The following is a 23,169-nucleotide window of genomic DNA, read 5'->3' on the forward strand; positions in this document are numbered from 1 at the left end:
GACTGTTTTCATGCAGTCTCTTTTTCATTTCTATTTTACTTCATCATATGGAGGATGTATTGAAAAGGTTCCACTTGTTCCTTTAAAATTGTATAAAATTCCTCCATGCAAATCAGTTCTAAGTATTGTAATATCCCGACTTTTCAACTTAGTAATAACCTCTGGATGTGGATGTTGATACCGGTTGTTATATCCAGCAGAAATGACAGCTACTGATGGAGTTAAAGTATCTAAAAATTGTTCAGAAGTGGATCCTTTGCTTCCATGATGGCCGACCTTTAACACTTCAGCTTGTAAGCGTGGATATTTTCTTATTATTTTTTCCTCACTACTATGTTCTGCATCACCAGTAAATAACCACTTCAGACCACCTAATTCAGTCCACAAAACAAGTGAGTCATCATTTTTACTGTCAGTTAGCTCCTGTGGCGATAATATATAAAAAGGTAAATCTTTATAAGTTAATTGGTTACCAGAACGAACAACTTGAATTTTTGTATTGTTTTCTTTTGCTTTTTTTATCACTTCTTTCTCAATATCTCCTCTAACAAACCCTTCTGGAACAACCAATTCATCAACCTTTATTTGATTCATGAGTCCTACAGCCTCCCCAATATGATCTACATCACCATGTGTTAGAAAGAGACCATTTATTTTTGTAATTCCAATCGATTTTAAATACGGTATTGTTATGTTTTCTACAAGAGAATATGCATTTTTCGTTTTTTCCCATTTTTCTTGCGGAAAAGAAATTCTCCCCCCTGTGTCAATTAAAAAGACCCCCTTATTAAACGGCAATTGAATTAACACCGAATCCCCTTGTCCTACATCGATAAACATAACCTTTCCATTGGGATTAACATACGGAGAGAAAACTTGACCGATAAAAAGGATCACTAAAAAAGCTACACAATGACACACTTTAATTAAAGGGAATTTTTGTTCAATTCTTAGAAGAAGAAAATATGTTCCCAGGCAATATAGGAGGATAAATATAACAGATGGTCTACCTGTCACTAAGGTTGAAAAAGGCAGTTTCAAAACATTTAACACAAAAAGGTGAGACTTTGAGAGAATAATATCAAGCAAGGTAACAAAGAAAGTGCCTAGTGGTGGTATTACAGCGATGAGGAAAGTAGCAACAATCGAAAGCGGCAAAATAAGAAATGAATAAAATGGAACGAATATTATATTTAGCGGTAAGCTAATTAGTGATACTTCAAAAAAATGATACAACAATAATGGTATTGAAAAAAGTTGTGCAACAGTTGATACAATCGTTAATTTAGCTAAAAAACTTTTATATTGGCCGATTAACTTTGCAGAGAGTAATAAGCCAAGACTAACAACATAGGATAATTGAAACCCAACATGAAATAAATAATAGGGATTCAAAAACAGCAAAAATAAGCAGGTAAAACTTATAACATCAACTGGGGGAACCTTTAAACGGAACATTTTGATAAGAAAATAAAGAATAACCATAAAAGATGCTCTAATGACAGAAGGAGATCCTCCCGTTATGACCATATATATTGGCAACAATACAAGAAAGATCAACATTGCTCTTTCATGAGTAACTCCACAATAAATGATCACATAATATACTCCACCTACTAACAAAGCCACATGCAGACCGGAAATGGCTAATAAATGGACAATCCCTAAGGACTGGTACCCCTTTTCAACCTCTTCATCGATTAATTGCCTTTCACCAAATAACAAAGCCTGAACAATCCCCTCCGATGACGGGGGAAAATGGCGTTCAATTAATTCCAGGCTATTTAATCTAATATGTAATAAAAAAGTCTCTATATTAAACTGAGCTGGTGAATGACACCTCTCAATTTTTTCTATTTTAAATTGCCAATGAATATGTTGATCATGAAGGTATTGCTTATAATTAAATGCATTCGGCATTGTGGCTGCTTTCGGTGTTCGTAACTCACCATGAAAAGTACACAAATCACCCGGTTTTAGTTTTTTTAACACTTCTTTTTGTTGAATTGTCTCAATAGTATGCCGATAGATTAGTTTTTCTTTGGTTTCGTTTTTTATCAGTCCCTTTAGTTGATTTCCATCAATTTCTGGAATAGAAATGATCTCACCGAGTGTGAGATACTCCCCTTCTGTCAGATTTGATTGATTATGTTTTTCTGTACCTGTATAAACCATACTAAATAATAAAATGGTTAGAATATGAAAACAAAGGGTAACTGGTTTGAATTTTAGGTAAATATACAAAAGGAATAAAAGAGTGAGACATAAAGATAGAGGATGAAAGCTGAAGCGACACATTGATATGGAGAAGCATGCAGAAATGGCGTAGAAAAGTAACTGACCTTTAATAAACAACACCTCTCATTAGATTTAATTACCTAGAAATAAGTCAAGAAGAGATAGAATTCTAACCCTATTGAACTCTATCTCTACTTAACCTGCCAAAAAAATTATAACAATAATTTATCAGCTTTCTTACGAAGAGCTTGTACCACATCGTCCTCTATATTAGATTCAGATAGCTTATTAAGTAAGTTTATGATCAATTCATTTTTTTCATTGTCAAACTGACCAGGTGTTTTCTCAAATTCAACAAATTCAACTTTAACATCCGCTTGTTTAAAAAGTTCGACTGCATAAGGGTGGTTTTTATAATCAGTCGCATAATAAACTGTTTTAATACCAGCTTGAATAATCGCTTTACAACATTGCAAACAAGGAAAATGAGTAACGTATATTTCAGCCCCTGCTGTTGGCACTCCAAACTTTGCACATTGCAAAAGAGCGTTCATTTCTGCATGGATTGTTCTCACACAATGGTTATCAATAACATAGCAGCCCTCATCTGAACAGTGAACACCGCCCGTAATTGATCCATTATATCCTCCTGCAATAATCCTTTTATCTCTAACAATTGTTGCCCCAACCGCTAGCCTTGTACATGTACTTCTCATTGCCAAAAGATGGCTTTGTGACATAAAATACTGATTCCATGAAATACGGCTCATGATGTATCCTCCTACTCGACATTTTCTTTCCTAAGTGTATCTAGAATACTAAACATACGTCAATTTAAACTTTTTAGATGCAGTTTTATTTTACAGTAATTTCTTCACTTAATTTCTCAAATGATTTTTCTCCAATTCCATTTACTTCAAGAAGGTCTTCAATTCTAGTAAAAGAACCTTGTTCCTCTCGATATGCAATAATTGCCTCTGCCTTAGAAGGTCCAATACCTGTTAATGTTTGCAGTTCCTCACTTGTAGCACTATTAATATTTACTTTTCGTCGAGCAGATCCCTCATTATTCACCACACTTTGGGAATTAAAAGGATTTTCATTTGTTTCACCTTTCAAAGGAATATAAACCACCATTCCATCTTGTATAGAGGAAGCTAAATTAACTGCTAATTCATTAGCATTTTCACTTAATCCCCCAGCCTTTTGAATAACCTCAAAAACTCTAGCATCCTCAGGCATTTCATAAACACCTGGTTGCTGTACAGCACCTTTTACATCAATCATTATTAAAGGACGATCTTCTTCTGTTTTAACAGGTTCCTCTTCTTGTATAGGTATGGTTTCATCTATCCCTCCCGCATCCAAACCTCCTAGTTCAACTAACTCTGATTTCGGAGGTTCCCTCAATAAAATATAATAAATGCAACAAATAGTTAATACACTAATAATAATGATTATAATCCATTTTTTGTTAAGTTTTAGATTCATCGCTTTAAACTCCTTATTAAATAATCATGAGAAGAACTTGGCTTAACTCCAAGCCTTAGTTTTTTATGAACGTCCATGAAATTTTATACTTTCTAATAGTATAAATTATTAGTTCTAGTCATATCGTGTAGGAGAGAATTGCATTCCAAGGAGGGGATATACTTTGAATGTAGGTTTTATTGGAACAGGGAACATGGGTAGAATATTAATTGAGTCATTTGTTGAGTCAGGTGCAGTTAGGCCCTCATTCATTTATATGACAAACCGAACAAACTCAAAAGCTGTGGCAATAAAAGAGATATATCCGAAGACAAATGTTATGGAAACCGCTGATGAAGTTGTGAAAAGATCTGATTTAATTTTTATTTGTGTGAAACCATTAGATATACACCCCCTTTTAAAAAAATTAGATTACCTTTTATCGCCAAATAAGTGCATTGTGTCGATTACAAGTCCATTAAGTGTTGAACAATTGGAATCACTCGTAGATTGTCAAGTAGCCAGGGCAATTCCTAGTATTACAAATCGGGCTTTTTCGGGTGTTTCTCTACTCACTTTTGGAAATTCTTGTCACAAAGAATCACAAAGAACAATCGAAGAGCTTTTTGAACAAATTTCAAATCCTGTTCAAATTGAAGATGATATTACAAGGGTTTCATCAGACATTGTTAGCTGTGGACCAGCATTTTTCAGCTATCTTCTACAACGGTTTGTTGACGGAGCCGTAGCTGAAACGAATATATCAAAAGATCAAGCTGTCATTTTAGCTAGTGAAATGATTATTGGGATGGGAAAATTACTTGAAACAGAATTATACACATTACCAACTTTACAAGACAAGGTTTGTGTAAAAGGCGGAGTAACAGGAAAAGGAATAGAGGTACTTGTAGAAAATGTTGGAGACATGTTTGAGAAAATATTTCAAGCAACACATAAGAAATTCGATGAAGATCTTGAAGAAGTATCAGAACAATTTAGTAAAATATCAAATAAGTAATTCTTCTCAGGAAGGATAAACTCCTTTATTTTTTATAAAATTTTTTTAAAAAAGGTGAACTCACTTTAAGCGTGGGTTCACCTTTTTTTACAAATAAAAAATACTCTCTCAGTTTTTTCATTTGGCTGGTTAGCTAAATCAAAGTCTCCACAAATAGTTAAAATTTCAAATGAGGCTTCTTTAAGCCACATTGTATATTCTTCAATAGAGAAAGTACGCTGATAGTGTAACTCATCATAACGTTCATAAAATTCATCTCTTTTTACGAAAAAAGTCATATCATGCTCAATACTGTTCGGTTCCTCACCTATAAAGGAATTCCAAATAAAGCTGACTTCTTCATCTTGATCAGCAAACGTTGCATTTGCAAACACATTGTGGATTTTATGTAAGGAATGAACATCAAAAATAAATAATCCTTCATTTTGAAGCTGTGAATGCACAGCTTCAAACGTTGCATGTACATCTTGTTTTGTCTCTAAATAATTTAGGGAATCACAACATATTGTGATCACATCAAAAGGATTTGGAAACCCTGTTAGATTTCGCATATCCTGCTTGAGAAACAAAATATTTGTTTTGTTATTTTCAGCTTTTGATTGTGCAACTGTCAACATGTCCTCGCTAAGATCCACACCAGTTACTGACAATTGTTTTTTATTTGCTAGTAAAACAGAAATTTCTCCCGTTCCACAACCAACATCTAATAAGGTGGATGCTCCCGGAAGATAAAGTGAGATCGATTTTTCTATCAAATTCACCCACTGTCCGTAGGGAGCATCCTTCATTAATTGATCATAGATATAGGCGAAACCTTGATAAATCATTGTTCCAGCTCACTAACAAGATCTTCCAGAGGAGCATCTCCCCATAATCGCTCTAAATTATAGTAGCTTCTCTCATCTTTATGAAAAACATGTGCTACCACATCACCTAAATCGATTAGTATCCAACGTGCTTCATCAAAACCTTCAAGCCTTTTTACATGAATTCCGTTTTCTTCCGCTTGTTCTTTCATCTCTCTTGCAATAGCTTGCACTTGTTTGTCTGAATTACCATGACAAATAAGAAAATAATCTGCAATTAATGAAATTCCGTTCATATTAAGTGCAATAAGATCCTCCGCACGTTTGCTGTCAGCTGCTTTTGCTACAATTGTTAAAATATCTCTACCTGTCATTAACTTTTTTGTCCTCCTTTTAATACTAAAGAATTATAAGTTTTAAGTGTATCTGGATATATGGCTTGATTTTTTTTCAGTAAGAAACTGATTGTGTTTTGTAAAGACTTTAAAAGTGCTTTATCTAAACTGGTTTCTGCAAGTTCTCTTACTTCTTCTACACCCGGAAAATGTCTTCCCGGTTCTATATAGTCTGCCACATAAATGATTTTTTCAAGCAAAGTCATATTTGGTCGCCCGGAAGTATGGTACTTTATGGCACGTAGAATTTCTTTATCCTTAATACCTACTTCTTTTTTAACCAAATATGCTCCAACCGGTGCATGCCATAACTCACTATTATGCTCTAATAATTTTGCTGGCATTTCCTGATCTTTAATTATTTTTTCCATCTCTTTTTTAGGTCTAAATTTAGCATAATCATGAAAGATGGCAGCTAGTTCCGCTTTTTTAACATCTCCTCCATATTTTTGAGAAAGATGGATTGCTGTCTCCATTACACCTAATGTATGAACATATCGATGCTCGGTTATTTGTTCTGCAACGATTTTTAAGGCTGCGTCACGTTCCATATAAATGATTCTCCTCAATATATCTTCTCACATTATCCTGGATAAGAAACTCTGTATTTCCACCGGTTCTAAGTCGTTCTCTTACCATTGTCGAAGACACCTCAAACAGTGGAATCTCAACCTCCATAACTGGATAAGGTGTCTTGGTTTCATACCCGCTTCTTTTCACACCAACGAATGTAACCAATTTAATCACTTCATCAATTTTATGCCAATTTGGCAAATACTCAATCATATCTGCTCCTATGATAAAATAAAACGTATGATTAGGAAATTCTTCAGTTAACAACCTTAAAGTATCATATGTATAAGACGGTCCTTCACGCTCTAATTCAATTGTATTAACTGAAAATTCCGGGTGATCCTTTACAGCAATTGTGATCATATTTAGCCGATGGTCACTCTCAGTAAAGTGATCTGTTTGTTTATGAGGAGGAATTTGATTAGGAATAAACCATATTTCCGATAATTGCAAGGCCTGCCTTACCTCACTTGCAATTAATAGGTGGCCCAGATGGGGTGGATCAAAAGTTCCACCTAAAATTCCTATTTTTTTTGACATCCTTCATTCCTCCCTATTTGTTAATTAGGTAGCCGAATTTGCTTATTTTCTTTGGATTCTTTATATAACACAATCGTATTTCCAATAACCTGAACAAGCTCTGCACCTGTTCCTTTCACGATTTCTTCAGCAACTGTATTTTTATCATCTTCACAATTTTGCAGTACAGACACTTTAAATAATTCACGAGCCTCAAGTGTATCTGCTAATTGCTTAATCATATTTTCATTAACTCCGCCCTTACCAACTTGAAATATTGGATTTAAGTGGTGAGCTTCAGACCGCAAAAAGCGCTTTTGTTTTCCTGTTAACATGATGTACCTCCTAGTTGGTCATTAACAATTTTTGTCATCTTTTCAATTGATGGAGCTTGTTTTGTCCATAGCTCAAAAGCAAGTGCTGCTTGATATACAAACATTCCAACACCTGTATGAACCGTTAAACCCAGCTCCTTGGCTTCTTTTAACAAAGCCGTATAAATTGGGTTATAAATAATATCACTTACGATTGCTGACTTTTTAGCATTTTTTAGTGATAAAGGCTTTTGATCGACATGAGGATGCAGGCCTACAGCTGTAGTTTGGATAATGATGTCATATTTTTCAATATCAATCTCAGCTTCTTGTATGTTAAGAGCCTTACTATTGTTTGAAAAAGGGCACTCATTAATAAGCTCTTCAGCCTTTGAAATAGTACGATTACAAATATCTATTTCCTGACAACCTTGGTGAGTAAGTGCAAAGTAAATCCCCCTTGCTGCACCACCTGCACCAATAATGAGTATTTTATGATCTGAAATTGGCTTATTAAGCATTTCTTTTAAAGATTCAATATATCCATTTCCGTCTGTATTGTGCCCAACTAATCGACCATTTTCGTTTACAACGGTATTCACTGCACCTGCTATCTTTGCTGTTTCATGCAATTTGTCTAAAAATGGAATAATAGAAATCTTATGCGGAATCGTAACATTAAATCCTCTAACCCCTAATAATTTTAATGCTTGAACAGATTCCTCTAATTTTTCCGTTTCCACATGGAAAGCATGGTAATAATTGTCCAAGTTTTTTTCTCTAAATGCATCATTATGGATAGCGGGTGACATTGAATGCTCAACTGGACAACCGATCAACCCATATAATTTCCCCATACACAACTCTCCCTAATTAAATTAGCGATTTTCTAAGTGTGACATTTACTCCCTTTGGTGCAAAAGCTACTATTTTTTTACCCGGATTATTTACTGTAACCCAACCTAAACCCGAAAAGACAACATCTGTTTTCCCTTCATGAATTGTTAATTCATGAGGAACTAATTCCGGGAAAGTTTCTACATCTTCTTTTCTTGGAGGTGTTAAAAGCTCTCCTACATGTTTTTCATATAAGCTACTAGCATTCTCTAGTTTTGTTCGATGAATGTTCAACTCGGTCGGAATATAGCAAACAAGTGCTTCTCTTCCACCTGATACATAATCTAACCTGGCAAGCCCTCCAAAATATAAGGTTTGTTGTTCATTTAATTGGAAAACTTTTGGTTTAATTTCCTTCTTAGGACTTAATAGTTTTAGATCACGCTTATCAATAAAGTGTGCCATTTGATGGTGATTGATAATACCTGGAGTATCATACAAGGAAGCACCATTGTCCAACGGTATTTCGATTAAGTCTAATGTTGTGCCTGGATAATGAGATGTCGTAATAACATCATTAACACCTGCAACTTCTTTAATCATTCGGTTAATAAATGTTGATTTCCCCACATTTGTACAGCCTACAACATAGACATCTTGTCCATTCCGGTATTCATCAATTAGTTCTGCTACTTCTTTTATGCCATGTCCTTTAGCAGAGCTTACTAAACATACATCAATCGGTTGTAATCCTAATTCCTTTGCTTCCCTTTTCATCCAGTTAATCAGCTTTTGTTTTTTTACTGATTTAGGTAGAATATCACTTTTATTTCCTATCAATAAAATTGGATTTCCTTTTACAAACCGTTGAATTCCTTGTAGCCAACTACCATTAAAATCAAAGATATCAACTATTTTTACGATTAAACCTTTTGTTTCCCCGATACCGTGTAAGATCTTTAAAAAATCATCATCAGTTAGGGAAACATCTTGGATTTCATTATAATTTTTTAATCGGAAGCATCTTTGACAGATGATATCCTCTTTTTCTAAAGCACTTACTGGAGCATATCCAAGCTTCTCAGGATCTTGTGTTTGAATTGAAACACCACATCCTATACATGAAAATTGCTGTTCAGACACGTTTTATTCCTCCCATTGAATCATCCCTCTACGTTTCAAATTAGCCATTATCCTACGTTCAATTCTACGGTTTATTCTTGTAAAGAATCCGTCTGTTGATGCAACTGGAACAACTAAAATCGTCTGAAATCCATTACGATTTCCACCTAATACATCTGTTAAGAGCTGATCTCCTATAACAACGACCTCTTCTTTTTTTAGGTTCATATCTTTAACCGCTTTTAAAAATGCCTTTCCCATAGGCTTCCTAGCCTTAAAAATAAATGGAATATTGTGAGGCTCCGAGAAGGCTTTTACACGTAATTGATTATTATTAGATACGATGGTAATTTTCATATCTAGATCTTTAACTTCCTTAAACCACTCAATCAATTGGGGGGTTGCATCTGGTCGATCCCATTCAACAAGTGTGTTATCTAAATCTGTAATAATACCTTTTATTCCGCTTTCCTTCAATTTCTTAGGAGATATATGAAAGATGCTTTTTACATATTCTCCAGGTAAAAATAACTTTAGCATGAGTTTTTAACACCTCATTATCATTTTTTTGCCAATTTACATCATATCGAATTTATTTCATACTTTCAAAACAAAATTAAAGTATATGAAATTTTTACACTTTAAATCACAAATACTTTTCGACAATTTCCGACCACCTTCAACACTTGTGGATAATATTATACACAATATCCACCTTGCCATACCTCTATTTTAACACCTTATAAACACAATACCCACAATTTATCCACCGTTAATTGTGGATAACAGAACGGTTGTTCTCACTTATAATTTCTGTTAGATTTAAGTTAATAACAAAATATAACATTTTTAAATGTCTTATAGTAAAGATTTATACAAGACCATAACAAATGTTAGGAGGTGGAGAGCCAAGTATTTGGCCATTCATTATGCGTAAACTTTCTGACGAATTACTAATTGAATCTTATTTTAAAGCGATTGAAATGAAACTAAATGATGATTTTATAGACTTAATTGTGATTGAAATTAAACGCCGTTCTTTGGGACATCTGTTAAAAGCTTCTTCCTAAAGCTTTAACTCTGTCGCCTGACGGCTTTTTTTCTTTCATTATTTATATTTTGTCCATTCTGGTTTTGCACTACTCTTTTTAAGCCGCTATGTAACATCTGATTTGTGAATGTAATTATACCATTAGTTCTACAGCACCACTATCTTTTATTCCCCACAGTATTGAAAAAAGCCTTCAGTAAATTTTGAAGGCTTCACATGCTAAGGTTTTGTTTATCGATAGTAATTGTAGTAATAATATCCTCCGCCAATGACAAGCAACAAGATTAACAAGACAACAATAAACGCATACCAATAACCATATCCTGTCACAGCTGCAGGGTAATACGGGTATTGTGCTGGTCCATAAGGTGGTCCATAAGGTGAATAACCGTACATTGACTTTTCCCTCCTTTATTTAATCGTCTCTTATATATTTCTATGTATTTAACCTAAAAAAAGCGTAGGCTGTAACCCTAACATCGTCCTAAAAACTCACTTAAGTGAGTTTGTGAGAAAAGAATCTGAGAACTTTTATATGTACAGACACAAACAAGCTTCCATCAACATACACATGACTTATAGGCTCTTGCCTAGATTATGTTCTTAAGTGGAGGTGGAGGTATGACAGGGCTCATAACAGCACTAGGCTTCTTTGTAAAAGAATTAGTGTTTTTAGTATCTTATGTAAAGAACAATGCCTTTCCACAGCCTTTGTCTGCTACAGACGAAAAGAAGTATCTACAAAAAATGTCTGAAGGTGATGAGTATGCGAGGAACCTGCTTATTGAACATAACTTGCGACTCGTGGCTCATATTGTCAAAAAATTTGAAAATACTGGCGAAGACTCAGAAGATTTAATTTCGATTGGAACAATTGGGTTAATAAAAGCAATTGAAAGTTATTCACAAGGAAAAGGTACAAAGCTAGCTACTTATGCCGCGCGTTGTATTGAAAATGAGATACTTATGCATTTACGGGCTTTAAAAAAGACAAAAAAAGATGTCTCCTTACATGACCCAATCGGTCAAGATAAAGAAGGAAATGAAATCAGCTTAATTGATGTGTTAAAATCTGAAAACGAAGATGTGATCGACACCATTCAGTTAAATATGGAATTAGAAAAAGTAAAGGAATATATTGATATACTTGATGGAAGAGAGCGAGAAGTCATCGTTGGAAGATTCGGGCTTGATCTGAAAAAAGAAAAGACACAGCGTGAAATTGCAAAAGAACTAGGCATCTCAAGAAGCTATGTATCCAGGATTGAAAAACGTGCATTAATGAAAATGTTTCATGAGTTTTATCGTGCGGAAAAGGAAAAACGAAACCGGTTAAAAGAAAAATAAAAAGTAAGAAAAGGGCGTAACCAATGCGTCCTTTTCTTTTTTTACATTTTAATTCTAGTTAACTTAGCTAGGCAGTATCCTTCTCAACAGTTAAATGTAGTAATAATTCGATTTTCAACATATTCATCGCCTCCAATTTTTTTCATTGATCATTACATGTTACATGTTATGAAAATTCTCATATTGCTTTGTTTTTACTTCTTCCATTCTATTTTGGATCTCTTGATCCCGGTGAATGTCATTTTTTGTTTTCTTTCTTTTCGAGATAGAAAGAGTTAACGTAATAAAAAATAGGTTAATCGTCATGTGTATCACCTCCTTTAAGTTATTCTACACCTTTGATCGTCAACAGGTTGCCAAATCCCTAGAGAGGATTCATGGTTTCTCAAAGTAACGTGATTAATGACAATAAAATAAAACACGCCACAGGGGCAACCTGTAGCGTGTATAAATAACCATATAAAAACGCCACAAGTATTTAAATCAACCTGAGGCGTGTGTTTACTTTAAACATAACATTCATATAAGTAAATAATTATAATACACCATTTCGGTCGATAAGAAGAATTAAGTTTTTGTTTTGTGTAGTTGTACGTTTGTTCATGTTCCTCGACCTCCATTTCATTATTTACTATCACTGTGGTAATTATATCCACAATTTCCAATTCTGTAAATACGTTTTTAAAAATTTAAATTTTCAGATAATAATAACTGAATTTTTATTGAAAAAGCCAATCTCAAGTTTATGAGATTGGCTTTTGTTAAAGGTTATTGATTTTCTGTTTCATCCAGCTGTTTTTTATATCTTAAAGATATTTTAAAGCTTACAAAAGCTCCAGCTAAAAAAAGAATTGTTGTAATCATTAAAACAGTATCATAAATACCAAGCTTTCCTTGGTCCGGCAAAACGACTCCTATATATAAGAACACACTTGCTGCTAAAAGAACAAATGCATAATTTTTAAAATCTGTTACAAGTGCTTGTATTGCTTTTTTATTCATCATATCACCTACTAAATGTGTTATATATACACAATAACACAGCCTAGCAATCTATTAACCAAGTAAATTAAACCAGTGGTGGAATTTATTAAGCAACAAAAAAGACTTAAAATGTTGAGCTTAACCCACATTTTAAGTCTTTTTCCTTACACAGCTTCTACTATTTTTAACACTAAATCAGCTGAGTGCTTAGCTGCTTGATCTAAGAATTGATCAAACGAAACATTTGATTCTTTACCAGCAATATCTGATAATGCTCTAATGATCACAAAAGGTACTTCAAATTGATGACAAACTTGTGCTATTGCCGCTGCTTCCATTTCACCTGCATAAAGGTTTTGGAATTTGCTACGGATAAAGTCTACTTTTACAGGATCATTTAAAAATGAGTCACCTGTTACGATTAGCCCCTTAGCTACTTGAATATCTGTAATTTCTTCTGCTTTCATTACAGCGATTTCCACTAACTTTTGATCCGGAGTATAGGCTGCAGGTAAACCAGGTACCTGACCATATTCGTAGCCAAATGCAGTTACATCCACGTCGTTATGGCGTACTTCGGTGGATATAACAACATCACCTACATTTAAGGAAGAGTGGAAACCACCTGCCGAACCTGTATTAATCACGTAGTCTGGTTTATATCGATCTAATAATAATGTAGTGCTGAGAGCAGCATTAACCTTACCTATGCCTGACTTCAGGAGGATTATGTCAATTCCCTTATATACCCCTGTTGTAAATTCACTTCCAGCAATCATTTCCTGCTCACGATTGTCTAACTTATCTCTTAGTATCGTTACCTCTTCTTCCATTGCTCCAATGATGGCAATTTTCAATTGATTCATTCCTTCCATATGTATCTTTCTTCATTCATGTTATCTCCACATAGAAGTTTACCTATTTCACTTGTCCAACGCAAGGTTAATTGACTTACATGTTTGTTTTGGTACTATTTAATTAATACAAGCGTATAAAATTGAAAATAATTTTTATAGAGGTGTAGATCATGGATTTTCAATTGGATTTATTAAAGGATAAAGTTGAATTTTTTGAAGCAACATCTATTAAGGACCTTGAGAAAAAGATTAATGATCAAATTGTACATAATCAAGCGATATTGCTACATGTACATTCTGTTTCCCATCAGATGTTTGTATCAGAAGACGGTAAAAGAATGTATAGTGCTGTTGTCCATTTTAAAGCTAAACTCTAAATTTATCTTAGAAAACAAAGGGAGCTTTTACGTTAAGTAAAAGCTCCTTTCCAATTAACCTAATTTTTCAATTTTTGTTGGCTTCCAACCTTGATTTTCCACCCAAGTTATATAAACTTTATATTTTGCTGATTGATCTTTAGTTGAGATCGTACCTACAGCATCATTCGGGCTGCCGTTGTTTTCTAGGCGCCAAATAATTAGTTCTGATTCAGGAATTCCTGTTGCATAACTAAGCGCCTTTGTCATTTCCTTCCAATCTTGTGATTCCTTATCATACTTTGCTGAATGAGGCTCTGTTTGTGAAGTACCTACAGGTTCCCATGCAGGGTTTTCAATTACTTCAGCAACACCTGAACCAGGTTCTCCTTCCGTAATTGTTGCCTGTTCAAAAGGATCTTCTGTACCTTCTTCCTCAGTGTTCTCTGTTTGCTCGGAACCTTCTTCACCTTGTTCCTTACGTTGATCTTCACTTTCTTCTTTACCTTGCTCATCAGCTTCTGTATCCTCAACTTTTGCTTCATCATCTTCTTTCGTTTCTGATGTCGCTTCTTCGTTGCTTTCCTCATCACTTGCAAGTTTTATATCAGGCTGCTCATTATATTTAGCGGTTTTCTCAGATTGGTTGGAACCTAGTATCAGCTGTGATCCTATTACAAAAATTAAAACCAATACGATTCCTATTAATGAGTTTAAAACAATATTTGTTTTTCTTTTTTTATCTCTTTTTTCATAACGAGAGGTGCTAAAGTGATTATTACTCAATGCCCTACACTCCTTTTTCCCTTACCTTCAGTCTTCATTCTAGCATTTAAGCTATTTTCTATCTAGTCGTATCATAAATCTTAAACAGGAAGATTACTACTCCTAAATTAATCTTTTCGTTCGTCAATTTTAGACATTTCGTTTACAATATCATAAAAAGCAGCATTTGTACCAGCCTCAGCACTGGTAGTATCCATCTCTACAACAACTAATGCATATTTGGGTTTTTCAGATGGAAAATACCCTGCAAACCATTTATTATACAACGTTTGATCATTGCTATTTGATTTACCTGTTTGAGCTGTTCCTGATTTACCTGATACCTCAATTGGCGATGATTGAAACCTTCTTCCAGTTCCCTCGGAATCTGTTACAACTAACCTGAGCAACTTTTGCAGCTTTGAAGCAGTCATAGGAGATATGGTTTCTCCTTCTAATGAATTAGACGTAAATGAATACATATTGGTTCCATTTTTATATAATATATTTTCTACGATCTTCACTTGCTGTTTTTGTCCGCCTCTTGCAATTGTTGCCATCATATTCGCTATAGAAAGCGGAGTAATTTTTACATCTTTTTGACCAATAGCTGTTTGATCAACAGCTCTGGGTACATTTTTATCTTTATTATCACTCCAGATATTACCACTTTTTTCATCAGGAAATTGCTTAAAATTTTCATAATGAAATACTTCGCCAGACCATCCAACCGGATCAATTAATCCTAATTTATTTGATGTATCTTCAATAACATTTTTATCTTTTTCTATTAATTCTTTAGCTAATGTTGTAAATGTATAGTTACAGCTTTTAGCAAAACTTCTCTCGAACGTAAGCTGTCCATCATCCTGTCCTCCATCTGCTTCACCGTGTAAGTTTAGGCTGCAATTAAACTGTCTTGTTGGGTCATCTAAACCATATTCAATTGCTGCTGCAGAAATGACAGTTTTAAAAATAGATCCAGGGAAAAGAGGCTGAAGCATATGATTTGTCAGTGTAGTTGAATCAGATCGATTTAAAGTTGGTTTAGAAGCCATAGCTAATACTTCATTATTCTCGATATCAAGTAAAACAACGCCACCTTTTTCAACTTTTTGTTGCTCCAACACCTCTTCAGCCATTGCTTGTATATCCTTGTCAATGGTTGTTTTCACTGTTACGGGATAAAAAGGATTTGAGTCAGCGATATATTTGACATTAATACCGAACAGAGGATGTCCGTCACCATCTACATGATAAAGAAGCTTTGTTTCCGCATCCGGCAATAAAAATTCATCAAACGCTTTCTCAAGACCAGTTACACCAATTTTCGTTTTGTAAGATAAATCAGTGCGGTCCGGATATTTTGTTCTTAAGGCCTCGGCATTTTCTCCAATAATTCCGATGATATGATCTCCAATTGTCTCATCTAACATCGTTTGTTGGTAAATACCAAATATTCCGGGAATCTTAAGGTCATTAATCTTTTCGAGTTCAGAAGCTGTTAACGAAACACCATGTTTACTAGATAGCACGACTGGCTCTTTCGTATCGCTTACTAATTCTTGTAGCTTGTTACTAGGTATGCCAACAATTTGTGACAGGTCTTCAGAAGGCCATGTGGTCTCTTTTAAAAATGGAAAAAGTACAAGTGATGGTTCAGCTTGTTTTTGGAGTGAATCTCCATCTCGGTCAACAAACCGCCCTCTTCCATCATCAATCATGACTTCTTGTGTTCTTTGATTAACGCTCTCTTGCACAAGATTTATTCCTTTGTCAGAAAAAGATTCTGTATTTATTAATTGAATATCTGCTAAACGATATAAAATGAATGATAATACTGCTAAATAAACAATACCAATGAACATAAATCTCTTATTTTGTAACATTGTAACCTCCCTGAGGCGGCAATCATTCACTTGATTATTCCTTAAATAGTAGGAATAAAAAAGAAACACCTCGTCATCATTTTTGACGAGGTGTTTCTTATATAAACCTTTATCAGCTAATATTCACGATTTTTACAAGCATTTCTCCACCTGGTGTTTGAACTGTTACTTCATCGCCTACTTTTTTGCCAAGTAAGCTTTTAGCTATTGGAGAATCATTTGAGATCTTACCTTCAAATGGGTCTGCCTCAGCACTACCTACGATTGTATACGTTTCTTCATCACCATCTGGAAGTTCAGTAAAAGTAACCGTACGACCAAGTGATACGGAGCTTGTATCAGCTTCACCCTCAATTATTTTAGCATTTCGAATCATATTTTCTAATGTTGTAATACGACCCTCAACAAATGCTTGTTCTTCTTTCGCTGAATCATACTCAGAGTTCTCAGATAGATCCCCGAAACTACGTGCGATTTTAATTCTCTCTACAACTTCTTTACGTTTAACCGTTTTCAAATATTCAAGCTCTTGTTCAAGCTTTTCTTTACCTTCTCTAGTCATTGGAAAAACTTTTTCTTGTGCCATGTTTGTTCCACTCCTTCTAGTAGACTTCCCCGTCGTACTGAATCATTTCATGCTATATTATCCTTTTGCTTATGTATCAGCTAAACATTTATATGCTTTTAGTAAAAATAGTAAAGCCTTTTCTACATTTTCGCTCATCACAGTATGTATAAAGGAAGGGCAACAATGTGCCCTCTTATCCAATAAACGATGATTTTATGAAAGCCAGATAAATTTATTACTTATACATAATATGATCACAGTAGACTTTATCTATGCTATGTTATTACAAAATTGCATTTAGTTCAAGAATTGTTTGAATTTTTGTGACCATTAAATCAATTGCAACGTGATTTTGCCCACCTTCCGGAATGATAATATCAGCATATCTTTTTGTCGGCTCGATAAATTGATTATGCATCGGCCTTACAACTGAAAGATATTGCTCAATCACTGACTCGATGGAACGCCCTCTTTCTTTTATATCACGAAGAATTCTACGAATAATTCGTAAATCAGCATCAGTATCAACATATAGTTTGATATCCATTAAATCACGTAAACGTTCATCCTCTAAGATGAGGATACCTTCAAGAATGATGACATCTTTAGGTTCTACGATCATAACATCTTCAGATCGTGTATGCAAAGAATAATCATATACAGGCTTTTCAATTGACTTATGATGTAACAATGCATTCAAATGGTCAATTAATAAATCATTATCAAATGCAAGCGGATGGTCATAGTTTGTGTTTAATCTCTGTTCAAACGGCAGGTGACTTTGATCTTTATAATAAAAATCCTGCTCCAGCATCAAGATTGAATGACCTTTAAAATGCTCGTAGATTGCTTTGGTCACGCTCGTTTTACCTGAGCCTGATCCGCCAGCAACCCCTATTACAACCGGCTTCTTTGCCATCCTTTTTAGAACCCCTTTCGCATCATGTTGTTAACGAAGACCGGTTTATCTACTTTGAATGTCACAATTTGTAACGGGTGGCGAGCTGCATCCAGCTCTTTACCATTTTCATCCCAAATCTTCTCAATCATTTGTGTAAAATTCTCAATTTCCGGACCAAAGAATTCGACTGTTTCACCAGGTTTAAAGTGGTTACGTTGCTGCAGGGTAACCATTTGTGTGTCTTTATTATAATCTAATACAAGTCCGGCAAAATCATACTCTGTTTTCGTACTATGTTGGCCAAACATTTGTTGTTGAAAGCCGGGAACTTCTTCAAAGAATGCAGAAGCTGTTTCACGGTTTGCACATTTGTTAAGTTCTTTTAACCATTCAGGATCTATTTTAAAGTTTTCAGGATCAGCACAATAAGCATCAATAACTTTTCGATAGACACTCACAACTGTTGCAATATAGTGAATTGATTTCATTCTTCCTTCAATCTTTAAGCTGTCGACTCCAAGTTCAATCATTTTAGGGATAGATTCAATTAAGTTTAAATCTTTAGGACTCATGGCAAAAGCTGCATCATCTTCATTAAATAACGCTACTTCTTGATTATTTTCAAGTTTAAATAAATCATAATCCCAACGACATGACTGACAGCAACCTCCACGATTTGAATCACGTGCAGTCATATGGTTACTTAACGTACAGCGTCCAGAATAGGCAATACACATTGCACCATGAATAAAGGCTTCAATCTCAATATCAACCTTTTCTTTCATTTCCTTTATTTCTTCAGCACTCGTTTCACGAGCTAATACGACACGCTCTAACCCTTCCTCTTTCCAAAACTGGACAGCCTTCCAGTTAGAAAGAGATTGCTGTGTACTTAAATGAACTTCCAGCTTTGGCGCCACACGTCGGCATGTTTCAATGATGAGCGGGTCAGCAACGATAATTCCTGTTACTCCTGCATCCTGTAATCCCATTAAATACTCATCAAGTCCATCCATGTTTTCATTATGTGCAAAAATATTTGTCGTAACATAGATTTTTGCGCCGTACTTGTTAGCGAACTGTACACCTTCTGCCATTTCCTCTTGAGAGAAATTTCCTGCATTTGAACGAAGGCCATATTCCTGTCCTCCAATAAAAACAGCATCTGCTCCATAATGAACGGCGATTTTTAATTTTTCTAAATTGCCTGCTGGTGCCAATAACTCGGGCTTCTTCGTTATGACACGTTTCCCATCAATTATTGTAGAAATTTTATCCATTACTGTCGTCACTTTTTTCACTCCCTTTTGCACTAAAAATATTCAATTAATAAACCGTTTCTTTAAAGAAAAATCCTGTATCCAAATTGCGATTCTTCGCCTGAATATTCTCGATTTCTTCTAAAAGTACATCTTTTACTTCCTCATACTTCGCATTGTCCTCAATATAAAGATCAATTGCTTTTCTGTATTTTTTTGTGACCTCGATAATATAATTTGATGTTTGTAAGACACCATCAATCTTGAAAGAATCAATTCCGGCGTCAATCATTTCTCCAAGTTCATCGATTATACAGATATCATTTGGGCTCATAATATGTGTGCCATTAACATCTTCAAAAATTGGGTACTTATTATCTCTTTCTGGGTCAAATAAAAACATCATTTCTTTGTTATCATTACGATTTTCAACTTTTAATGCCTTACCTTGATACTCAAAGTAATTCCCTAAAAGTGTGCGTTTTGATTGGAACATACATGTCATCCCGTGCACCTGCACCTCAATTTCAACGTCTGCATGTTCTTTTGTTTCAATAATAGCATCCATACTTAATTCACGAGCTAATACCGCACGTTTTGAACCTTTTCTTCCCCAATAATTACATGTATACCAGTTCGTTGCCGTTGTTTCAGTGTTCCAATGCAGCTTTAAATCCGGCGCCACTTCCTTCGCCGCCATTAATACAGCTGGATCCCCGAATACCACAGCATCTACTTTTACCTCTGTTAAAAAGGATAAATAGTTCTCTATATCAGCAATTGCTTCATTATGAAAGATAGCATTCATTGCAACAAATACTTTTTTATTGTGATGGTGTGCAATTTCAATTGCTTGTTTCACTTGTTCTCTGGAAAATTCACCTGCAAGACGCAACCCAAATCTTTGTTCTCCAATAATAAACGCGTCTGCACCTGCTTCAATTAACGGAAGTATATCCTCTACTGATTTAGGTGTTACTAATAACTCAGGTTTCTTCATTCACTCTCACCTCATTTATTTCATTTTCTTTGTTACAGCAATTCCATCTCCAACAGGAATAATTGTTGTTTTATATCCTTCTAAAGAAGAAAGCATCTGATTATACTCATCTAGCTTTCGAACGAGAGTACGTTGTCTTCTCGTTTTGAGTTCTGAACGATCTCGAGCAACTGTTCCTTTAAATAAGACGTTATCCGAGTATATCATCCCATCTTCAGTTAACATTGGTTCATATAATGTAAAAAACTTTTGATATTTTGCTTTTGTCGCATCAATAAATAATGCATCAAATGGTCCAAAATGTTTCATTTCTTCTGAGATGGACAAAGCATCACCTAAGAAGGTTTTGATTTGGTTTTGTAACCCTAGGTCTTTAATATGTTTGTTGGCTTGTTGATACCTTTCCTCATCAAGCTCCACTGTAATTATTTGAGTTTGAGGTAATTGCAGTGCCATTCTAATTGCTGAATAGCCAATTGCTGTTCCAATTTCAAAAATTCTTTTTGGTTGCTGCATAGATAAAAGTAAGAGCAATACCTCAATACCGACCTTTTCCATTATTGGCACATCATGAAGTCTCGCAAACTCTTCCATTTGCTTAACGTAAGATGATGATTCCGGTATTAAGTTTTCAACATACGTTATAACGTCTTGATTTAACATGATTGCCCTCCTGTTCATGTATTGCAATCATAAACTTTTGTTTTTTTATCATAAGTCTTGCAATGGAAAACACTAAAAAGAAGAGCCCCGTAATAGAGAACTCTTGTTCAGTAACATATAAAAATCGTCGTCCAAATAACAACTCGATATATTTTACCACAACAAGAAAGGGAATGCGAATAGATAATCTGCGTTCCCTTTCTTTTCCTCTAAAAATACACTAGTTGTTTGTAATGTATTTATTTTTTGCTTTGTTATGTTCTTCAAGTGTTTTTGTATAAATGACTTTTCCCTCACTTGTTGCGAGGAAATATAAGAAATCTGTATCTTCAGGAGTTAAGGCTGCATTGAATGAAACTTCACCTGCATTTGCGATAGGTCCCGGAGGAAGACCGGTATTTTGGTAAGTATTATAGGCAGATTTCACTTCAAGGTCTTCATATAATACTCGATCTTTGTGTTCTCCCAATGCATATAGAACTGTTGGATCTGTTTGTAAAGGCATGTTTATTTTCATTCGGTTATAAAACACACTTGAGATCTTTTCACGATCTGCTTGTTCTGTGGCTTCTTCTTCAATTAGTGATGCCATTGTAACAAATTTATGAACACTCATATTTTGTTCCTGAAGCTTTGGAATGTATTTTGCTACAATCTCACTAGTTTTTTTCACCATCGGCTCTAATACTTCTTCAATCGTTGGTTTTTCTTTGTAATAAGGGTAAGTTGCAGGATACAAGTAGCCTTCAAGAGCATATTTTACATCTTTTCCAAAAATATCATCAGTTAAAAGATCAGGATATTTTGCTTTCATCGAATTGATAAATTCTTTATCTGTTAATGTTGCAAGGACCTCTTTTTCCTCAAAATCTGTATGATTTGCGACTATTGACGCAATCTCGGTTAATTGTCGACCTTCTGGAATTGTAATTTGAAAAGCTGCATTATTTAGCACTTTACCTTCTTTTAAACTCGTAATAATATCCATGAAAGTCATAGATTTGTTTAGTTTATAATCTCCAGCCTGAAAGCCTGACTCATTTTTAAATTTAATATAATACTTAAATACCTTGTCATCCTTAATAATATCATGCTCTTCTAAAATTTTAGAGATAGTTGATACAGATGAACCAATTGGTATTGTGACATCTATTGCAGTCTTATCGTTAGGATCAACTGGTTCTAAAGAAGATTTTATATATAGATAACCGCCCCCAATTATTCCTGAAAAAGCAATAATAAGAATAATAAATACGGTTAATACAATTCTTCTAACTACCTTTGCCTCACTTTGAAATTGCATTAGGTTTTTACGGAATGTATCCTTTTTTGGATCTTCAGACATGTATATCCCCCTTTCACCCATATTATACTACAATGTTCTCGGAGATTCGGCAATAAATTACACGATTTATGGAAATCACCCATGCTTATGTGTGGAGAAATGTATATTTAGAAAACAAAAGGCGCAATGGAATAATTCCCCATTGCACCTTTTAAGACTTATTCTTCTTCCTCGTCAAGAAATGTGTTTAACATTTCTTCAATTAAATCCCATTCCTCATCAGATTCGATTGGCTCTAATTCGCCATCCTCACCATTTGCGTGCGGGTTAAAGCTTGAAGCATGAATTTCAATTTCTTCGTTATCATCTTCCTCTGCTCCAACCGGATAATATAGTACATAAGATTTTTTAAATTCTTCCGATTCAAATGTAAACAATACTTCACATAATTGCTCATTACCATTTTCATCAATAACTGTAATTTGTTTTTCACCGTGATCCATGTTTTCACCTCATAATTTGTTTGGTATTCCTTTAATTTAAACTATCTAAATAGCCCTGCAAAATCATCACTGCTGCCATCTTATCAATGACTTGCTTTCTTTTTTTTCGACTAACATCAGCAGAAATCAGCATTTTCTCGGCTGCCATTGTAGTTAAGCGCTCATCCCATAAAATAACAGGAAGATTAAACTTTTTTGTTAATATTTCAGAAAACCTTTGACTTGCTTCTGCTCTAGGGCCAATAGTTCCATTCATATTTTTGGGCATACCGAGTACAATTTTTTCTACACTATGTTGTTCAATAATTTCAGAAAGCCTTCCTAGTTGATAGTCTCGGCTTTCCTCATTTATTTTAATCGTTTCAATTCCCTGGGCTGTCCAGCCCAGTTCGTCACTTACAGCAACTCCAAGTGTTTTGGAGCCTAAATCTAATCCTAATATTCGCATA

General features: G+C 34.6%; 29 protein-coding genes. 4 read left to right on the forward strand and 25 right to left on the reverse strand.

What is annotated here, in order from left to right; all coding sequences use genetic code 11:
- Nucleotides 1-30 precede the first annotated feature (30 nt).
- From HWV59_RS19460 to HWV59_RS19470, 3 genes are all read right to left on the reverse strand, one after another.
- Entirely contained in the window at nt 31-2,298 is a 2,268-nt protein-coding gene (locus HWV59_RS19460) for a DNA internalization-related competence protein ComEC/Rec2 (RefSeq protein ID WP_235991850.1), read from the reverse strand.
- Nucleotides 2,299-2,450: 152 nt separating this feature from the next.
- Nucleotides 2,451-3,008: a ComE operon protein 2 gene (locus tag HWV59_RS19465; RefSeq protein WP_102229471.1), complete on the reverse strand. Its 558-nt coding sequence runs from the start codon at nt 3,006-3,008 to the stop codon at nt 2,451-2,453.
- Nucleotides 3,009-3,093: 85 nt separating this feature from the next.
- Complete coding sequence (locus HWV59_RS19470; RefSeq protein ID WP_175639803.1) at nt 3,094-3,729, reverse strand: helix-hairpin-helix domain-containing protein; 636 nt, start codon at nt 3,727-3,729, stop codon at nt 3,094-3,096.
- A 163-nt stretch (nt 3,730-3,892) separates the two neighbouring features.
- On the opposite strand from HWV59_RS19470, the gene comER reads away from it, so the two are divergent.
- The gene (comER, locus tag HWV59_RS19475) at nt 3,893-4,726 is read left to right on the forward strand and encodes a late competence protein ComER (protein WP_102229473.1); all 834 of its coding nucleotides are present in this window, start codon (nt 3,893-3,895) and stop codon (nt 4,724-4,726) included.
- A 77-nt stretch (nt 4,727-4,803) separates the two neighbouring features.
- Here comER and HWV59_RS19480 read toward each other — a convergent pair whose 3' ends face one another.
- Genes HWV59_RS19480 through HWV59_RS19515 form a run of 8 tightly spaced genes read right to left on the reverse strand, consistent with a single transcriptional unit; the run spans nt 4,804 to nt 9,832 of the window.
- On the reverse strand, nt 4,804-5,553 hold the full coding sequence (locus HWV59_RS19480; RefSeq protein WP_175639804.1) for a class I SAM-dependent DNA methyltransferase: 750 nt from the start codon (nt 5,551-5,553) through the stop codon (nt 4,804-4,806).
- Nucleotides 5,550-5,906, reverse strand: a complete 357-nt coding sequence (rsfS, locus tag HWV59_RS19485) for a ribosome silencing factor (RefSeq protein ID WP_102229475.1) — start codon at nt 5,904-5,906, stop codon at nt 5,550-5,552. The genes HWV59_RS19480 and rsfS overlap by 4 nt, the downstream gene beginning before the upstream one ends.
- On the reverse strand, nt 5,906-6,478 hold the full coding sequence (gene yqeK, locus HWV59_RS19490) for a bis(5'-nucleosyl)-tetraphosphatase (symmetrical) YqeK (protein WP_175639805.1): 573 nt from the start codon (nt 6,476-6,478) through the stop codon (nt 5,906-5,908). Before yqeK ends, rsfS begins: the two co-directional genes overlap by 1 nt.
- A complete protein-coding gene (locus HWV59_RS19495; RefSeq protein ID WP_175639806.1) occupies nt 6,468-7,040 on the reverse strand; it encodes a nicotinate-nucleotide adenylyltransferase in 573 nt (190 codons plus the stop codon). The genes yqeK and HWV59_RS19495 overlap by 11 nt, the downstream gene beginning before the upstream one ends.
- Before the next feature lie 20 nt (nt 7,041-7,060).
- A complete protein-coding gene (gene yhbY / locus HWV59_RS19500) occupies nt 7,061-7,354 on the reverse strand; it encodes a ribosome assembly RNA-binding protein YhbY (RefSeq protein ID WP_102229478.1) in 294 nt (97 codons plus the stop codon).
- On the reverse strand, nt 7,348-8,190 hold the full coding sequence (gene aroE / locus HWV59_RS19505) for a shikimate dehydrogenase (RefSeq protein ID WP_175639807.1): 843 nt from the start codon (nt 8,188-8,190) through the stop codon (nt 7,348-7,350). The genes yhbY and aroE overlap by 7 nt, the downstream gene beginning before the upstream one ends.
- Before the next feature lie 16 nt (nt 8,191-8,206).
- The gene (yqeH, locus tag HWV59_RS19510) at nt 8,207-9,313 is read right to left on the reverse strand and encodes a ribosome biogenesis GTPase YqeH (RefSeq protein WP_175639808.1); all 1,107 of its coding nucleotides are present in this window, start codon (nt 9,311-9,313) and stop codon (nt 8,207-8,209) included.
- 3 nt (nt 9,314-9,316) lie between these two features.
- On the reverse strand, nt 9,317-9,832 hold the full coding sequence (locus tag HWV59_RS19515) for a YqeG family HAD IIIA-type phosphatase (RefSeq protein ID WP_102229481.1): 516 nt from the start codon (nt 9,830-9,832) through the stop codon (nt 9,317-9,319).
- Between the two features lie 389 nt (nt 9,833-10,221).
- Here HWV59_RS19515 and sda point away from each other — a divergent pair, with 389 nt between their 5' ends.
- A complete protein-coding gene (sda, locus tag HWV59_RS19520; protein ID WP_102229482.1) occupies nt 10,222-10,362 on the forward strand; it encodes a sporulation histidine kinase inhibitor Sda in 141 nt (46 codons plus the stop codon).
- A gap of 212 nt (nt 10,363-10,574) precedes the next feature.
- Here the strand turns inward: sda and HWV59_RS19525 are convergent, their stop codons facing one another.
- Nucleotides 10,575-10,739, reverse strand: a complete 165-nt coding sequence (locus tag HWV59_RS19525) for a hypothetical protein (RefSeq protein ID WP_175639809.1) — start codon at nt 10,737-10,739, stop codon at nt 10,575-10,577.
- 225 nt (nt 10,740-10,964) lie between these two features.
- On the opposite strand from HWV59_RS19525, the gene sigK reads away from it, so the two are divergent.
- Nucleotides 10,965-11,690, forward strand: coding sequence for an RNA polymerase sporulation sigma factor SigK (gene sigK / locus HWV59_RS19530; protein WP_102229483.1), 726 nt, complete (start codon nt 10,965-10,967; stop codon nt 11,688-11,690).
- A gap of 159 nt (nt 11,691-11,849) precedes the next feature.
- On the opposite strand, the gene HWV59_RS19535 is transcribed toward sigK, so the two are convergent.
- The 3 genes from HWV59_RS19535 to mtnN all read right to left on the reverse strand — a co-directional run bounded on the left by HWV59_RS19535 (nt 11,850) and on the right by mtnN (nt 13,531).
- Nucleotides 11,850-11,996: a YrzI family small protein gene (locus tag HWV59_RS19535; protein WP_102229484.1), complete on the reverse strand. Its 147-nt coding sequence runs from the start codon at nt 11,994-11,996 to the stop codon at nt 11,850-11,852.
- Between the two features lie 462 nt (nt 11,997-12,458).
- Entirely contained in the window at nt 12,459-12,692 is a 234-nt protein-coding gene (locus HWV59_RS19540) for a YrhC family protein (RefSeq protein WP_102229485.1), read from the reverse strand.
- Between the two features lie 146 nt (nt 12,693-12,838).
- A complete protein-coding gene (gene mtnN, locus HWV59_RS19545) occupies nt 12,839-13,531 on the reverse strand; it encodes a 5'-methylthioadenosine/S-adenosylhomocysteine nucleosidase (protein ID WP_102229572.1) in 693 nt (230 codons plus the stop codon).
- Between the two features lie 170 nt (nt 13,532-13,701).
- On the opposite strand from mtnN, the gene HWV59_RS19550 reads away from it, so the two are divergent.
- Nucleotides 13,702-13,908, forward strand: a complete 207-nt coding sequence (locus HWV59_RS19550) for a DUF2536 family protein (protein WP_102229486.1) — start codon at nt 13,702-13,704, stop codon at nt 13,906-13,908.
- A 54-nt stretch (nt 13,909-13,962) separates the two neighbouring features.
- On the opposite strand, the gene HWV59_RS19555 is transcribed toward HWV59_RS19550, so the two are convergent.
- From HWV59_RS19555 to ruvX, 10 genes are all read right to left on the reverse strand, one after another.
- A complete protein-coding gene (locus HWV59_RS19555; RefSeq protein WP_102229487.1) occupies nt 13,963-14,673 on the reverse strand; it encodes a YrrS family protein in 711 nt (236 codons plus the stop codon).
- 107 nt (nt 14,674-14,780) lie between these two features.
- Nucleotides 14,781-16,541, reverse strand: coding sequence for a peptidoglycan D,D-transpeptidase FtsI family protein (locus HWV59_RS19560; RefSeq protein ID WP_102229488.1), 1,761 nt, complete (start codon nt 16,539-16,541; stop codon nt 14,781-14,783).
- A gap of 112 nt (nt 16,542-16,653) precedes the next feature.
- Nucleotides 16,654-17,127, reverse strand: a complete 474-nt coding sequence (greA, locus tag HWV59_RS19565; RefSeq protein ID WP_026558663.1) for a transcription elongation factor GreA — start codon at nt 17,125-17,127, stop codon at nt 16,654-16,656.
- A 265-nt stretch (nt 17,128-17,392) separates the two neighbouring features.
- Nucleotides 17,393-18,028, reverse strand: a complete 636-nt coding sequence (gene udk / locus HWV59_RS19570) for a uridine kinase (protein ID WP_102229489.1) — start codon at nt 18,026-18,028, stop codon at nt 17,393-17,395.
- Between the two features lie 5 nt (nt 18,029-18,033).
- Entirely contained in the window at nt 18,034-19,302 is a 1,269-nt protein-coding gene (locus HWV59_RS19575; RefSeq protein WP_102229490.1) for a peptidase U32 family protein, read from the reverse strand.
- Between the two features lie 34 nt (nt 19,303-19,336).
- Complete coding sequence (locus tag HWV59_RS19580; protein ID WP_102229491.1) at nt 19,337-20,269, reverse strand: peptidase U32 family protein; 933 nt, start codon at nt 20,267-20,269, stop codon at nt 19,337-19,339.
- Between the two features lie 15 nt (nt 20,270-20,284).
- A complete protein-coding gene (locus tag HWV59_RS19585) occupies nt 20,285-20,950 on the reverse strand; it encodes an O-methyltransferase (RefSeq protein ID WP_407941595.1) in 666 nt (221 codons plus the stop codon).
- 202 nt (nt 20,951-21,152) lie between these two features.
- On the reverse strand, nt 21,153-22,277 hold the full coding sequence (mltG, locus tag HWV59_RS19590) for an endolytic transglycosylase MltG (RefSeq protein ID WP_102229493.1): 1,125 nt from the start codon (nt 22,275-22,277) through the stop codon (nt 21,153-21,155).
- Nucleotides 22,278-22,435: 158 nt separating this feature from the next.
- Nucleotides 22,436-22,720: a DUF1292 domain-containing protein gene (locus HWV59_RS19595; RefSeq protein ID WP_102229494.1), complete on the reverse strand. Its 285-nt coding sequence runs from the start codon at nt 22,718-22,720 to the stop codon at nt 22,436-22,438.
- A 31-nt stretch (nt 22,721-22,751) separates the two neighbouring features.
- Nucleotides 22,752-23,168: a Holliday junction resolvase RuvX gene (gene ruvX / locus HWV59_RS19600; RefSeq protein WP_102229495.1), complete on the reverse strand. Its 417-nt coding sequence runs from the start codon at nt 23,166-23,168 to the stop codon at nt 22,752-22,754.
- Between the last annotated feature and the right edge of the window lies 1 nt (nt 23,169).

The sequence above is a fragment of the Metabacillus schmidteae genome (genome assembly GCF_903166545.1).
Classification (GTDB): domain Bacteria; phylum Bacillota; class Bacilli; order Bacillales; family Bacillaceae; genus Metabacillus; species Metabacillus schmidteae.